Raw genomic sequence first — 15,118 nt, 5'->3', positions numbered from 1 at the left:
ATCTTTTTGAAGCAAAAATATATAGGCGAAAGGAGATGTATTTAAACACATCAAGCTATCAAAAAAAGATTTTCTTATTGTTTGAAGGAGTTTGACAATTTTCCAACAAGGATTTGAATCTCAAAAAGGTTGGTTTGAGGTTTACTTTAGCTAAATACAGGAAAATTTTACCCTATTCGAGATTATTTCATAAATTAATTAAGTTTATTAAGTTTATCAAGTCGTTGAGGGTGAAAGAATGACAAAAAAACAATTCGCCATCGCTTGTGCCTTCTTACTCATAATAGTCCATATGTTCAGGCGATGGAAACATATGCAAAAATCTCTTATCTGGAAGGGATTTTTAAGCGAATCCATGTGGGTAGAGGACTATAGAGACCTATCGAATTTCAGGAAAGTGGTTTTCTGGGTAAACTATCCTTTCTCTTATGTCAGATTTTCATATGATGTTATATGGGATCATATTGACAGATTGTATACTATATATTCGAGAACAAGATTCGCTAAATAAAGATTGATTTCCAGAAGATTTAAACTTCTCAAAGTATAATGTTCTCAGGGGTTAAAACCCCATCAGTTTTTTCAGTGGCTGAAATGAACAAAAGCGAGAAGGAAGTCGCTGTTTCTATCTTTAAAATAGTGTGGTTTGCCGGTATCTTTTTTTCTTGTCCAATTTTTCTTCCTTCCGGGAGTAATTTAAGATATCCATGAGCCTGTCAATAAAACCTATCTGTCCTTTTCGGATTTTTTCCTTAGCCAGCTCGATATCGAACCAGCCTGCTTTGTCGACCTCGGGATACGCATGTACTTTCCCGGAGTTTTTTGGCCACTCAAGCGTAAATGTATTACTTACAACGTTTGTTACATCCAGGTCTTTTTCAAGAGCCCATACATGCACTATCTTGTATCCGGACTGGTTCAACTCTCCCAGATCAATAAACTTGCCGTCAACCTCAAAACCTATTTCTTCTTTAAATTCTCTTTTTGCCGTGTCCAGAGGTTTTTCATTACCTTCGGGCAGCCCTTTAGGTATCGACCACACCCCATGGTCTTTTTTTGACCAGATTGGCCCACCCGGATGAGCTAACATCACTTCGAGTCTTTCGTTCCTGAACCTGAACAAAAGAATGCCATTACTATAAACACTCACTTTTTTACTTTCCCTCCGACCGATTTGCTCTTCCTGTTATCATGTAAGCCATAGGCACTGTCATGTAAATAAAAATAAGGCTGAACAGCTATTTAATAAATTATAAATAGCTTATTGCTGCCTGCGTCTTACAATTGAAACTGCCCCAAGCAATGCTAAAAGCAGCCAGAAGAAGCTTGTGAAAGGGATTTTGTTTGATTCAATAGTAGAACCAAATTCTTCTTGCTTATCTGCTGTTTCTACATTTGCTGTTTCTTTATTTGCTGTTTCTTTATTATCTGATGCTTCGGTTTCATTTGTGTTATTATTGGTTTGATTAATTGCATTCAACAATTCTTCCAGAGTAACAGTTTCATCAGGGGTTATAGCTTTTCCATCCTCTGTTAATGTATATTTACCACGGTAAAAATCTGTAACTATGAAGTGTTCAGGACCAATATTCCCGGTACTGGAGCTTTCATCTTTACTCAAATAGAGCAAAACTTTTTCGCTAGTATTGAATAGTGGATCAGCATCTGTAGTCATGCTAAAATCTCCAACCGTCCCACCGGTGACTCTTACAATAAGCTCTCTAGACGATAACGGGTTTTTCAGGTATTCATCAACACTTATAACGATGTCAGTATAAATGATGTCGTCAGGATATTCAATTTTATTAAGTAATTTGTTCGGTTTTTTTCCATCTGCCGTATTCCATCTGGGTGGAAGTTTTTCTTTAACTGTACCCATTACAATAGTATCGGAGTTGTCTTTTAACTCCTCATGGGTGTATGGTATAAAGTCTATACATATGCCAAAATCAATAGGTTCATTGCTACTGTTTTCAAGTTCAGTATTCTCATTTGAAGGATTGGACAGTACTAAAACACTTAATGTCAGTAAAGAAAGAACCCCAAATAAAAAAATTCCATATTTAGTAATATTTCTCATTCTGCTGCCTCAGCTAACGGGTTAAAAATCAGGTTTGATTTAATACCTTTAACATATTTTAATGACCTCCAAATAAATAGTTATAGGTTTTTTCCGGGCAAATTATCAAAACTCAGTGTTTTTCGTACTTTTCAAGCCATAATTATTTTCATATCTATGATTGTTTGATACTATGGAGAGAAAACTTATAAGGAGTTAACAAAAAAGAGTTTATGGAGTTTAGTGAACTTATCAAAGTACTCTCATATGAGAATGTAAAATCCCTCAATTTTTTGCGGTGATTTCCAATGATGAATAGATCTATTTATAAAATATTGTTTGTCGCTGTTTTCATTGCTTTTCTTATTCTCTTAATACCATTGGTATTATTTACTCCAACACACGTTGACTCTGAAATGTCAATTGATACGGAAAAGCCAGTTCAAGGAGTGCGAGCCGGCGGTTTATTTATAGAATTTGAAGATGGAACCACTGAGCCGGAAGTTAAAGCTATACTTGAAAACTGTAACATGACCCGAAGCTGTATCCTGGAGTATAACGTTGATTATATGGGAAATATATACTACGTAAAAGTAGATGACGATAAAAAAGATGACTTGAGAAAAGAGAAGAATTGGAATGATCCTATAAATCCTGAAATCCCTGAACCCAGATTCCCTGAAATCGAAAAGGAAAATTGTTCTTATCTCATTGTATCCGAAGAAGGTCTTAAAGATGAAACTTTTCTGAAGGTAATGGAAAAATATAATCTTCAGGTGGAAAAGTCCGTGGTGTGTTATGTTCTTTTTGGAGATGGGTCTCAGAATTGGAATAAACCAGAGAATTGGATCCCGGAAAAAGATGCAACCAGAATAAAAAACGAGCTTGAAATGAATGAAAAGATTTTGACTGTAAGCCCTGACTATATTGAAGGATAAAAATACATTGCAACTAATTATTGCAGATATACCCTCAATCCCCTTTCAAGCATTCTGGCTCTATAATTTCAATCTGAATGGCATATCAGGAGAGCCTCTTAAACTTAGGACTCTAGAAGGAATAATTGAAATTCTTCTAGAGAAGATTATATTCATATTTTTTGTGAAGGATTACAATCTCTAAATCTTTTACAATTCTTAGGGCATTCTGCCTGTCCTTTTTTAATTTCGAACAAATTTTGGAGTATTTCTATCCATCGAGAACGTACCTCTTCCCAGGCAACACCAAGAAGAATAAGAACCCGCATTCCGTTGAATAGCGACACGATGGCGGCTGCAAGGGTACGCGGATCGGCATCGGCAGGAATAAGGCCTTTCTGTTGCTGTTCTGCGATTTCATGAGCTGGCTGGTCAATACCATTCTTCATCCCTTCGACCGACTTTTTCTGGACTTCAGGTTTGTGTACTGTCATCCCGAGAATCTCAAAGTATAGTGCGTGTATTTTTTTGTCAGGTGACATTAGTTGATCGAAAATTCCTATCCATTCGCCAACCGGGCATATGTCAGGGTTTCGGGTTGTTTTTATCTCACGATACTGTGTTTGCAGGTAATTTGCACTTTCTATGACCAGTTCATCTTTATTTTTAAAATAGCGGTATAGGGCGGGTTTGCTGACATTAAGGCGGCGAGCAATCTCTTCCATTGTAGTGCTACAGTATCCTTTCTCATACATTACCTCTAGCCCTGCTTCAACAATCCTCTTTTTTGCCTCTTCCCTGTACTCAGGAAGCATCCTTGACAACATAATCACCGCTTCAAACTTTAGTATCAACTCATATATAATTTACCGATGGAAAACTAAAGTTACCAATGAGTAACTTTATTTACTATCAAGTATTACTCATACTATTAACCGGTAAACTAGGATGAAAAACTTCAAAATAGGTGAGATATCAGGATCAAGAGACATAGAAGTAAATTCACGGGGATGAAAGTTATGAAAAAAATGGACAATACAAGAAATAAGACTTTTGAGACTGCTGAGAAGAAAAAAGGGTCAAGCATTACAGCAGAAAATGTGGCATTCGTTAGAGCTCTTGAATCGCTCAAGCCAGAAGGTGAACGCATCTGCTATGACCCTTATGCCTCCCGCTTTCTTAGCCCGCAATATTTGGTGTTTATGGAAATGGCGGCCCATGACCCTTCTAAAACTCCGTTCCCTGGAGTGCACAATTCACTTTCAGCAAGAGTAAGGTATTTTGATGATTTTGTAAAGAAATTAATAAACGAAGGTCTTGAGCAACTGATCATTTTAGGCGCCGGATATGATACCAGGGCATACAGAATCGAAGGTCTCAGGGGTAATGTAAAGGTTTTTGAGATAGATCACCCAGAAACTCAAAGCGTCAAAATTGAAAAAATCAAAGATATCTTTGGTTCGCTTCCGGACCACGTAGAGTATGTTTCAGTTGATTTCGAGACCGAAGATTTTGGCCAGCGGCTGCTGGAACATGGATATAAAAAGTCGCAGAAGACCGTTTTTATCATCGAAGGGCTCATTTACTACCTTCCACCGAAAGCCGTTGATGAGATGCTATATTTCATCTCAAAAAACTCGGAAACTGGAAGTGCCATAATCTTCGACTACGTATACGAATCCAGCATATACAGAACGAATGGAATATGCGGTGTGCAGTGTACCGCATGCAATCAGAATGAGATAAAGAATGCTACAAAAGATATGGCACAAAAGGGAGAGCCTTATAAATTCGGCGTCAAGGACGGAATGTTAGAGTCATTTATCTCTCAGCACGGTTTTTCCAGGATTTGTAACGTGACCAGTGAGGATTACAAAAAAATCTACTTCAAGGGGATCAATGAAAGTCGACCAGTGTGTTGCCTGTCTAATTTCGCCCATGCAATAGTGAAATAAGATCTGATCTAGCTGTTGCCAGGGACTCGTAAACAATAAAAAATGAGATTTTTAGGAGAGAAATTATGAATAACACTGTTAACGCAAAAAATAATTTAACTATCGCATTCAAAGGTGGTCGGATACTCACTATGGACCCGGAACAAAAATATGCGGATGCCATAGTTGTCAGGGAAGGTCAAATCGCTGCAGTTGGTGACACAAGTATCCTGAAATCGTTTCCAGATGCAGAAATTCACGACCTGAAAGACCGTGTTTTACTTCCTGCTTTCATTGACTCTCATAATCACCTTTCTTCATTTGGTTGCTTTCTCCCTACCTGGGCGAACCTAATAGGCCTAACGGAAAAGGAAGCTATACTGGAGGCTATTAAAAGACAGGCTCGAAAAGAACCGGGAAAAGGATGGGTTGTCGGTTTTGGCTGGTTCGATGCCAGAATGGGAGGAGTCGATCTGACTAAAAAAGATCTGGATGAAGTCAGTTCTGAAAGGCCGGTTCTTCTCATCCAGACTACATTCCATCAAAGTGTAGTAAATACCCAAGCACTTGAACTTCTGGGGATCAACAGAGCGACTCCTGACCCACGCTGTGGGATTATTCTCCGGGAAAGTGACGTAACACCAACGGGAGTACTTGTTGAATCTGCTCAGATTCCTGTGTTCAAACTGGTGATGGAAACTGATATCGACACACTTGCAGACCTTATCGAGGCACGTGCTAAAGAGCTTTTCCAATTTGGCATCACCGCTGTCCACGATCCGGGAGTCACACCGGATGCTGAGGCGGCATATAAAAAACTCCACGACGAAGGACGGCTTCCGGTCTCGGTGCTAATGATGCCGCATGGAGGAACTCTTCTTGATAATCAGCTAAACCATCGGCTTCAAGGACAGGTCACTGGAATGGGAGATGAAAGGCTGCGTGTGGGCCCAGTCAAGTTATTCGCTGACGGCGCAACAGCAGAAACAGTAGCCTTTTCTCTCAAAATTGGAGGGCAGACTATAAACAGCGGTAAATACCGTGATGATTTTGAGGAAATGCTCTTTTCATCAATTGAAAAGGGATTCCAGGTATGTGTCCATTCTTTTGGGAACGCTACAACAGATGCTGTACTTAAAGCCTTTGAAAATGCTGCTATTCGGGCTCCAGCAGGATTTGAAATGCGCCCACGCTTGGAACATGTAACTCTCATAAACTCATTACAGATAAAACGCCTTGCTGGCATGGGAGGATGTGCGTGTATCCAGCCTCAGTTTCTTTCCAGGGCTCAAAATACAAAACAGGTTGTGTTAGATGATGGAAAGTGGTATGCTTATGGTGACCTTGTTAAAGGAGGAGTGATTGTGGCTTCCAGCAGTGATAATCCTGGAGGATTTATGGACGCTCGTGACCCGATTCAGGGCTCTGTGATGGGATCAACTATGAGCGATGGAGCAGGCAATGTCATCTTTCCAGATCAGGTGCTTCCTTTTGAGCAGTGGCTCTGGATGTATACCGCAGGTGGCGCTTATGCTGGTGGACAAGAAAAAGAGCGAGGTATGCTGAAAAAAGGCATGGTTGCGGACCTCGTAATCCTCGAGGGCAACCTCGACCCAAAAAACCCTCCCGTTGTTGCTGAAACCTGGGCAGCAGGTAAGCGAGTATATACACGATAGGGTAAATCCGGCTCAGAACTCTAAAAGTTATGAATATAAAGAAAAATAAAATTGCGGGCAGCCATCCCACCCAAAAGAGGCTGTCCGACAATTACTATCGGTAATATCCAAAATTCGTCTTTTTCTCTTTAAAGGCTTTATATGCCTTATTTTTCACGTGCTTTTGCCCTGAAATTGAATTGTCGGACAACTTCAAAAGGATGGAGTATGCTTCGGGCCTCTCTCCTGGTTACTCGGAAATGATTTATAGTGTTCTTTAACAAGGTTTCTTTGTTCTAAGTTATTGAAACTCTGCCATTAAATCTTTGCCAGATTTTCGATCATTTTACAAAGAAGTGACGATTTAGATATTAAAGTCGAAAACAAAAAGCCAGCAAGGGTTCACTTCATCCCTTGTATAAAAGTCAGGGTATTTGTGCCCCTCCGCGATCCCATTGTAATAAATCTTTGATTCGCAAGAACTCACGAGCGTAAACGTATTACTCACAACATTGGTTACATCTAGGTCTTTTTCAAGAGCCTATACATGCACCATCTTGTATCCGGACTGTTCAACTCTCCCAGATCAATAAACTCGCCATCAACCTCAAAACCTGTTTCTTCTTTTAATTCTCTTTTTGCGGTATACAGAGTTTTTTCATTACCTTTGGGAATAGAGGTAGCATTGGGAGTAGACAAGTATTCTTGATACGAGCAGGATTTCAGTAAATGTAGAAAGGATCTAATCTGCCTTCAAGAGATCTCTTAACTCAAATCCCCCTTTTTTCTCTGTATATTTCCATTGCCTGCTTGACCCTTTTTTCCTCGATCATCCCTGTAGTAGAGGGGGTTTCAAAAAATCTTTTTGGGATTTTAAGGTCTTCGAACTTGAAGCCGAATTTCTTTTTCAATGCATACTTTTTCCTGAAAATATCCTTTCCTAGTGCTTTCAATTCCTCTTCGGTTCTTTCTATTCCCAGAGCTTTAAGGGCCAGAATTATATTTTCGTATGTGTAGACATTTCTGGCAAAAAGGCAGGAAACCATACAGTTCAGGACATTGCGTCGGTCTTCTTCCTCGATTATATAATCAACAATTTGCTCATCCGAGATTGGCTGATTAAATGCTTTCTGATCTGCGGAATAAGCTGCACTGTCGAGATGAGAGTGCCTGGCACCTACCGTGAGTCCAAGCACGTTTCCAAGCCCTGTGTGATAACCCGGAATTTCCAGCCCTCCAAGTTGAATTGCGAAATCCTCTCCTCCGTACTTCTTTGAGGCATATTCCACCCCTTTTCCAAGGGCTGAGTAAAACTCATTTGGCGCCTGGACTACAAGGTCTATTGCTCTAAGATATGCAGCTTTATCTCCCCAGGAAAGTTTAAGCCCAAGATTCTCTTTAGTGGAAATTTCCCCGCGCTGCTGCATTTCCGTGGCCCAGGCGAGTACAACTCCCATGCTGATTATATCAACTCCGGCTTTTTCGCAGGCGTCAATCAGTTCGAGCACGGCCTCGGGATCAGCTACGCCAAGATTCGAACCGAGAGCATAGATTAATTCAAAATCATAGGAAATATTCAGAGCCTCATATTCATGCGCTTTTGAGAAGGCACGTTTTAACATGGCTACATGGATACACCCAATTGGGCAGCCCGCACAGGAAACCCGCCTGAGAAGATACTTTTCGGCAAAAAGCTCTCCTGAAATCGTTTCAGCTCCTTCAAAAGAGGCTGCCTGTAGATTCCGTGTAGGCAAGCCTTTGAGTTCGTTTAAAACCAGAATATTTTCGCTTGTGCCCAGGTTATGGTATTTTTCAGTAAGTCCTGTTTTCACAATGATGTCATAGAGCATGCTAACAGTCTTTCGATAGGCTTTGTGTTCAGGGCTTTTTAGCTCCTTGTTTCCGGAAATAACAACAGCTTTAAGTTTCTTTGCCCCAAAAACCGTTCCAAGCCCGAGGCGTCCGAAATGGCGATAGGTATCGACATTGACATCGGCATATGTGATCCCTCGTTCTCCTGCAGGTCCAATTCGAATTATACTGCGTCTGCCTGCACCTGGCTCGATTTCTCGCAGGATTTTTCCCACATCAATTGCTGAAGAGAGATGCCATATGGAAGATGCGTCCCTGAAGGTAACTTTGTCGTCGTGGATTGCAACATACACAGGGTATCGTGAGGCTCCTTTAATAACAATAGTCTCGTACCCTGAATAGCGCATGGACATGGCAAGATGGCCGCCTGCATAGGATTCTCCTAATTCTCCATTAAGAGGGGAGCGGAACAGTGCAACAGCCTTGGTGCAGGTAGGATATACACCAGAGAGGGGCCCTGTGCTGAGGATAATTGGCATTTCCGGATCAAGCGGGCCTGTACCTTCTTTATATTCTTCGAGCATGAGGTTTGTGGCAACTCCCACGCCTCCCAGATATTTCTCATAGAGGTCTCGCCTTTCCTTAACATAATAGCTCTGGCTGTTTAGGTCAATATATAGTACATTCTTAAGCCCCTCAATAGCATATTTCTCGGTTGTCATTTTTCCTCCCCATGTTCTTCTTCTCCATAAAGGTCTTTATGGGATGCCGTCGAGCTAACCGGGCTTGTATCTGGAGCCGGACCCGTATCAGTAATCTTTATTTCTCCGCTGTCTTCAACCTCAATCATTTCCAGAACATCATGGGGACAGAACTTCGGGCAGACGCCGCAGTGCTTACAGATTACAGCTTTTTTCTCCGCATCCAGATGGATAGCTCCCATTAAGCAGGCTTCTATGCAGTTTCCGCAACCATCACAGATTTCTTTATTGAGATTTACTCCTCCTCCTTTCCTTTTGGTAAGCGCGCCCAGCGGACAGGCCCTCATACACGGAGGATCTATGCAGGCATGGCAGACAATTTGAGAATAAGGAGTTTCGATCCCGCCACGTGTCTGGATATCAATTCGACTGTTTTTTAAAGATATGGTATCATACCAGGTTCTTGCGCAGGCCATCATGCAGGAGTAGCAGCCTATGCAGCGGGCTGGATTTGCGACCTTTAATCTTTTTGCCATTATTTCCCCCTCATATTCCTGTTTTTAGGAAGTATGCATCTCCAATTTATATATTCTGGCATTGTAGTCCAGTACAAAATCCTGATTGTAGCTTGCGGCTAATTTTGGTTTTAAGAGTCTCAGTTAAAATATCTCCTAAATAATAGTTTATTACTTATATTATTAATCATATCTTTGTTAATAATTTATTCATGCCTCTTTGTATAATATTGTGAGATTCTATCGCTAAAGTTACTTTTAATATTTCTTCCAAAGGCAAAATTACTTCTTACACTGAATTTAATTATACCGTAAAGTAGTCTCTTTACATGTGAACTTATACAGCCATTTGAAGGTGAAAATAAATGGGGAAATGTGAAAGTTGCAGAAAAGAAGTTGAAAATTCAGTAACGATCAAAGGGCAAGAACTTTGCGTTGAGTGTGCCGTTAAAGCTCAAAAGGATATTGACCTCGATAGTCTGAACTTCAGTGCATGCATATAATTCTTGCATCAAGGGAATTTTTGAATATCATTTTTCTTTTTCAAAGTTTGTAGTCTTTTTTCTTACAATTTCCCGTGATTTTTTTGCAAATTATATTAACTTATAATTATATTAGTTTTTTATATTTCTAACTTAAGGAAAAGTAAGATGATTATATTATAATTGAGTTATATTCGATTTTTTGATGTCACGGTAGAGAAAAATTAATCATAGGGTAAAGTATAATTTAAATCTCATATAATTAAAAACTTTAACATTGTATTTTTAAGTTATTTGGAGAGTTTATTTTGACCGTTAAAAAAGCACTTATTCCAGCTGCTGGCCTTGGAACCCGTTTCCTGCCTGCTACCAAGTCAATGCCAAAAGAAATGCTTCCTATCATTGATACGCCTGTAATTCATTACGTCGTGGAGGAAGCTATTGCCTCTGGAATTGAGGATATCATCATCATTACAGGCAGGGGCAAGCGAGCAATTGAGGACTATTTTGATGATTCTCCTGAACTCGAGATGCACCTTGCGAAAAAACACAACACTGAACTTCTTAAGCTTGTCAGGGACGTTTCTTCCCTTGTTGATATTCACTATATCCGCCAGAAAGAGCCCAATGGTCTTGGAGATGCAGTTCTCAGGGCAGAAAACCATATTGGAGACGAGCCTTTCGCTGTTCTTCTCGGAGACGATATTATTGTGAATGACAAGCCCTGCACTGCCCAGCTCATTGAAAATTTCGAAAAATATGGTAGGTCCACGCTTGCAGTTGAAGAAGTTCCTTATGAAAAATTGAGCAGCTATGGGATTATAAAGGGAAAACCTCTCAATGATTCTCTCTATGAAATGGAGGACATCGTCGAAAAACCGTCACCTGAAAATGCTCCTTCCAATCTTGGAGCAATAGGCCGCTATGTTTTCACCCCTGAAATTTTTGACGGTATAAAAGAAGCTGGAACCGGAGTTGGAAACGAAATCCAGCTGACTGATGGTATCCGGGTTCTTAGTAAGTCACAGATGATCTATGCCTGTAGGTTCAAGGGAAAAAGGTTCGATACCGGCGACAGATTAGGATACGTAAAATCAATAGTGGACTTTGCTCTTGAAAATGAAAACCTCAGAGACGATGTACTCGAATACCTTAGGAAGATTTTTGAATCCGAAGAAGGGATGGAACAGGGGGAAGCCAATATGATGAGAGAGTCGTCGGTTGACAATATCATAACTTTAGAGAGTGAGAAGTTCGGTGAAGAATAAGAACTGAGAGAAAAAAACAGAACTTCAAAGAAAATGAGGTGACATTATCCTAAAGTTAATATTATATTGAAATTATAACATAATTATTATATTTTTGCCGCGATATTTATAATTTCTATGAGAATCTTTAGGGAGCTTTTAAACAAAGCTTCGACATGAAGTATTTAAGAAGTTCCCTTATTCTGTATTTTTTGTGGTCAAATTTTAATTCCAAATGAAAATACGGGCAGGTCAGGCACTGTCAAGACGGATCTATAACTTTACCATCTTTGCATTACAGAAAAAAATTATACGCTAAATGCACTCTTTTAATAGTTTTACTAATTAGAGTGAATTATTTAAAAAGGAAATTTATGAATGCCGGTTTAACAATTTTGAATCTCTGTAGAGACTTTATTTTACTATGACAACGCCCTTCATGGAAGGCTCAATTGAACAGTGATAACTATAAGTTCCTTCTTTCGTGAATGTATGATCATATGAGTCCTGACTTGTTATGTTACCGGATGAGAAATCAGTCCCCACGACTGTATGATTAGTTGAATCAAGATTTGTCCATCTTACTGTATCACCGGAAGATATTGTGATTGAATCTGGATAATATTGAGAATTCTGAATCTTAACGTAATCTGTCTCGTTTTTATTCGTACACCCTATTGACAAAAATATGCTAAATAAAATAATTAAAACAATAAGCTCCGTTCTCATTTTTTCCCCACCAGATAAATTTAAGTTCCAATCGAACGATTTTTATGAGCACTTTTATCGCTGGATTTAAGAGTAAATAGTTTTTAATCTAAATAATAATAGTATCTCTAATATTTATAAAACAAGCTTTAATCGCGCATGAAAAACTTAAGCTTATTACTTATAGCTAGAGTGTATAAGTTCATAGAATGACACAAAATAATAATCCAAAAGTAACCAAATTTAAAAATTTGATTGGTGAATATAATCACCGATTTCCTTGAATTTGGTGCAGTAAAAGAGATTCGAACCTTTGATCAATTAAGGTAGAGCCTGTAAGTTGGGGATTCAGAGTAAAAAAGAGAAGATAGTTGGTCTGCTAGTTCTATTCTCTATTTATTTCGTTGGATATAGAAAAGACTAAGCTCTTGAAATTTGACCCCGAAAACAGTTAGATTACTCTTTCAAACTCCTTGTAACCGAGCCGGTTTCGGGGTGTAACCCTCTTTAGCTTTTTGGGGAACAATTTGTTCTTATATCCTTTTTGATATTTTTTCTATATATTTCCGTGTTACTCAGCATTCTTTGTTTCCAGTCCTTACACTCAGGCATTTGGAGAGGCTGCAGATCCTGCAGTTCTATTAAAACCTGCAAACACTTCTTAATATTCTCAAACATAAATAGTTATTTGTTAAGAAAGTATGAAAGCTAAATGAATATATTAAATTTCCATTACGGTAGTATAGGATAGTGATTATTTGAACTACTCATTAGTATTACTTTTAAATAGTTATAGTATTTATTAGTATTACATTTAAACAATATATTTACTTTTACCTTCCTTGATATTATATCAACTAAATTAATCTGTGAGACAACTCCGGAAATAATTTAAGTTAATTAATACCCAGTCTAAATTTAAGGCTTCCAGTCAGTTTTGCCTCTCACCTTTCCGATTTCGACCTATAGGCTCGGCTCTTTTTACATGTCGGGTTACATCCTCTATAATGCCCTGGAAATGAGTAACTTCTCCTTCTTCATTGCGCTGGATAAAGGTTTTTTCGTCAATCCAGCGGACGTCAGCAGCCTGCGTAAGAATTCGGTATTGGCGGTTGAATTCCTTTCCTCCTTCTTCACAGTTTTCCTCAAGCTCAAGTTCCACAAGAAAGAGGTCTTCTGGATGGATGATCTTCCCATAAAGGATTCTCCCAGAAATGAAATCCTCTGGAGTGTATCCAAACTGCCTGACATTCTCAGACACATACACGGTGGGCCAGTACTTTTCAGCTTTCCAGAGGAATACTACCATCGGACTATTGTTGATTACGGTTTCGAGTGCTTTCTGTTTCTCTAAGAGAACTTTTTGCTTTTCCATCAGGGCTTTCTGGCTTTGAAGAGCGTTCCTCAGTGCCTTTTCGTTTTTAATTTCCTGCGTAATGTCCCTGACTATTCCCTGAAAATTATCTACATTTCCTTTTTCATCACGCTGAATAAAGGTTTTTTCTTCTACCCAGCGGACTTCTCCTCCCCCGGTAAGAACCCTGTACCTCTGTATAAAGCTGTCATTTCCAGCCTCGCAGCACCGGCTAAGTTCCTTTCTAACCCTATCTATATCCTCAGAATGGACTATGTCTGCATACATTATCCTTCCTGTCAGGAAATCTTCTGCGCTGTACTCAAGTTGGGTTACATTTTCCGAAACGTATTTAGCAGGCCAGTTCTCGTTTGGGGTCCAGAGAAAAGCCATAACAGGGCTGTTATTGATTACTCTTTCCAGAATTTGCTGCCTTTCCAGTGCTTCACCAAGAATAATTTCATCGCTTTCAGCTATTTGATTGAATCCCATAGTTACCAACTCTCCAATAACCCTTTCGGATCCAAAAATCCTTTAACTGCCGCAGCTAAAATGCACTTTTCAAATCCTTAAGCAATACATAATATATTTTGACATCTTATAAATCATGTCTTTCTTCATACAGGAGGAGTGTTTTGAGTTCCAGGCTTGCAGCGGAAGATGTAGAATATATCGGGATAAGTAGAAAGTCCGGGGAGAAAGAATTCGATATCATACAGCAGACCAGGGAAGAATATGGAAGATATTTTGGGATCTGCAACTCATATCATCACCTTAAAGCCTGCATTTGCAAAAACTGTCCTTCCTATTCCGGCGGTGAAGGGATGTTTTGCTCTAAGGGTAAATCTTCTGGACATGGAAAAAAAGAAGGATGTCTCTGTGAGACCTGCGAGCTTTTCAGGAAATTCCGGATTGAGGGGGAATACTTCTGCCTGAAAGCCGAAAAACCGGAATTACTCAAAGAAAAAGAAAAACCTGAGTTTTTCCTGAAGAACTTTAGAAAAACTCCTGAATACCGTGAGGATATCAGGTTCTGCGTAGTGGAAGAATCAAAAATGTAAGTAATGAGTTCAAAGTAATAAATTCAAGGTAATGAGTTAAAAGTAATGAGTTCAAAGTAAACGAATTTGAGACCACCAAAACCAGAATAACCTTTGATTTTCTTGGACTTATATTAAGGCAACTGAGCCTCTCTTTTTATTGTACAATTTGAGATTATTCTATTTCTCTTATTGGGACTTTTATCTATCAGGTCTTAAATTTTAACCTTAGAATATAGCATTGAAATTTTTAATATCATTAAAAAATCTTATGGCTTGAGCTCTGTCCATTGGGACAGTCAGAATGCACTGGCTATTCAAATGCACAGGCAGTACTCAATTTCTCTCCTTTTTTGAAAATACTATACAGGTTGGGCTAAATAATTCAGAATTTATATAATATCCGATTAGAATTCCAGATTCATTTTTTCTCTTCAGGCACTGAAGGGAGCTTCTGGTATTCATGGAGGTATAAAAAAATGGCAACTAAAGAAGAACTTATTCAGGAGCTTTCTGATGCAGTCATCTCCTGTAAAAGAGATGTAGTGCTCGCTGCTGTCGAGAAAGCAAAAGAAGTAATGGAACCGGCTGAAATTATAGAAAAAGGGCTTTCTGAAGGCATGAATCAGGTAGGAATTCTTTTTGAGAGAGGGAAACTGTTCCTGCCACATGTTATGATGGCTGCCGATGCAAT

General features: G+C 39.2%; 16 protein-coding genes. 8 read left to right on the top strand and 8 right to left on the bottom strand.

Annotation, left to right across the window (positions count from 1 at the left end; all coding sequences use genetic code 11):
- Window positions 1–238 precede the first annotated feature (238 nt).
- Entirely contained in the window at window positions 239–511 is a 273-nt protein-coding gene (locus tag BP549_RS12310) for a hypothetical protein (protein ID WP_292381030.1), read from the top strand.
- 120 nt (window positions 512–631) lie between these two features.
- Here BP549_RS12310 and BP549_RS12305 read toward each other — a convergent pair whose 3' ends face one another.
- Together BP549_RS12305 and BP549_RS12300 are read right to left on the bottom strand one after the other, a co-directional pair.
- Complete coding sequence (locus BP549_RS12305; RefSeq protein ID WP_292381027.1) at window positions 632–1,150, bottom strand: NUDIX domain-containing protein; 519 nt, start codon at window positions 1,148–1,150, stop codon at window positions 632–634.
- Between the two features lie 111 nt (window positions 1,151–1,261).
- Window positions 1,262–2,080: a hypothetical protein gene (locus BP549_RS12300; protein ID WP_292381024.1), complete on the bottom strand. Its 819-nt coding sequence runs from the start codon at window positions 2,078–2,080 to the stop codon at window positions 1,262–1,264.
- A gap of 287 nt (window positions 2,081–2,367) precedes the next feature.
- Between BP549_RS12300 and BP549_RS12295 the strand changes: the two genes are divergently transcribed.
- The gene (locus BP549_RS12295; RefSeq protein ID WP_292373676.1) at window positions 2,368–2,997 is read left to right on the top strand and encodes a UPF0228 family protein; all 630 of its coding nucleotides are present in this window, start codon (window positions 2,368–2,370) and stop codon (window positions 2,995–2,997) included.
- Between the two features lie 152 nt (window positions 2,998–3,149).
- Here the strand turns inward: BP549_RS12295 and BP549_RS12290 are convergent, their stop codons facing one another.
- Window positions 3,150–3,803 (bottom strand): TetR/AcrR family transcriptional regulator, encoded by a 654-nt coding sequence (locus tag BP549_RS12290; protein WP_292381021.1) that lies wholly within the window; start codon window positions 3,801–3,803, stop codon window positions 3,150–3,152.
- Between the two features lie 192 nt (window positions 3,804–3,995).
- Between BP549_RS12290 and BP549_RS12285 the strand changes: the two genes are divergently transcribed.
- Together BP549_RS12285 and BP549_RS12280 are read left to right on the top strand one after the other, a co-directional pair.
- Window positions 3,996–4,931 carry a class I SAM-dependent methyltransferase gene (locus BP549_RS12285; RefSeq protein ID WP_292381018.1) on the top strand — a complete coding sequence of 312 codons (936 nt, stop codon included), beginning with the start codon at window positions 3,996–3,998 and terminating at the stop codon, window positions 4,929–4,931.
- A gap of 65 nt (window positions 4,932–4,996) precedes the next feature.
- Entirely contained in the window at window positions 4,997–6,586 is a 1,590-nt protein-coding gene (locus tag BP549_RS12280; RefSeq protein ID WP_292381016.1) for an amidohydrolase, read from the top strand.
- 501 nt (window positions 6,587–7,087) lie between these two features.
- On the opposite strand, the gene BP549_RS12275 is transcribed toward BP549_RS12280, so the two are convergent.
- The 3 genes from BP549_RS12275 to BP549_RS12265 all read right to left on the bottom strand — a co-directional run bounded on the left by BP549_RS12275 (window position 7,088) and on the right by BP549_RS12265 (window position 9,614).
- On the bottom strand, window positions 7,088–7,264 hold the full coding sequence (locus BP549_RS12275) for an NUDIX domain-containing protein (RefSeq protein ID WP_292381013.1): 177 nt from the start codon (window positions 7,262–7,264) through the stop codon (window positions 7,088–7,090).
- 71 nt (window positions 7,265–7,335) lie between these two features.
- The gene (locus BP549_RS12270; RefSeq protein WP_292381010.1) at window positions 7,336–9,099 is read right to left on the bottom strand and encodes an aldehyde ferredoxin oxidoreductase family protein; all 1,764 of its coding nucleotides are present in this window, start codon (window positions 9,097–9,099) and stop codon (window positions 7,336–7,338) included.
- A complete protein-coding gene (locus BP549_RS12265) occupies window positions 9,096–9,614 on the bottom strand; it encodes a 4Fe-4S dicluster domain-containing protein (protein WP_292373688.1) in 519 nt (172 codons plus the stop codon). The genes BP549_RS12270 and BP549_RS12265 overlap by 4 nt, the downstream gene beginning before the upstream one ends.
- A gap of 344 nt (window positions 9,615–9,958) precedes the next feature.
- Between BP549_RS12265 and BP549_RS12260 the strand changes: the two genes are divergently transcribed.
- Together BP549_RS12260 and galU are read left to right on the top strand one after the other, a co-directional pair.
- Entirely contained in the window at window positions 9,959–10,096 is a 138-nt protein-coding gene (locus BP549_RS12260; protein ID WP_292381007.1) for a hypothetical protein, read from the top strand.
- Between the two features lie 287 nt (window positions 10,097–10,383).
- Window positions 10,384–11,343, top strand: coding sequence for a UTP--glucose-1-phosphate uridylyltransferase GalU (gene galU, locus BP549_RS12255; protein ID WP_292381005.1), 960 nt, complete (start codon window positions 10,384–10,386; stop codon window positions 11,341–11,343).
- 393 nt (window positions 11,344–11,736) lie between these two features.
- On the opposite strand, the gene BP549_RS12250 is transcribed toward galU, so the two are convergent.
- Both BP549_RS12250 and BP549_RS12245 read right to left on the bottom strand, forming a co-directional pair.
- Window positions 11,737–12,051, bottom strand: a complete 315-nt coding sequence (locus BP549_RS12250) for a cupredoxin domain-containing protein (protein ID WP_292373692.1) — start codon at window positions 12,049–12,051, stop codon at window positions 11,737–11,739.
- A 910-nt stretch (window positions 12,052–12,961) separates the two neighbouring features.
- Window positions 12,962–13,876 (bottom strand): PAS domain-containing protein, encoded by a 915-nt coding sequence (locus BP549_RS12245; RefSeq protein ID WP_292381002.1) that lies wholly within the window; start codon window positions 13,874–13,876, stop codon window positions 12,962–12,964.
- A gap of 143 nt (window positions 13,877–14,019) precedes the next feature.
- Here BP549_RS12245 and BP549_RS12240 point away from each other — a divergent pair, with 143 nt between their 5' ends.
- Window positions 14,020–14,445, top strand: a complete 426-nt coding sequence (locus tag BP549_RS12240) for a DUF2769 domain-containing protein (protein WP_292380999.1) — start codon at window positions 14,020–14,022, stop codon at window positions 14,443–14,445.
- 458 nt (window positions 14,446–14,903) lie between these two features.
- Window positions 14,904–15,118: B12-binding domain-containing protein (locus BP549_RS12235; protein ID WP_292380997.1), on the top strand; the 215-nt coding region annotated here is incomplete at its 3' end.

Origin of the sequence: Methanosarcina sp. UBA289 (assembly GCA_002496565.1) — an archaeon.
Taxonomy (GTDB): domain Archaea; phylum Halobacteriota; class Methanosarcinia; order Methanosarcinales; family Methanosarcinaceae; genus Methanosarcina.
This window is presented reverse-complemented; position numbering and strand designations above follow the sequence as displayed.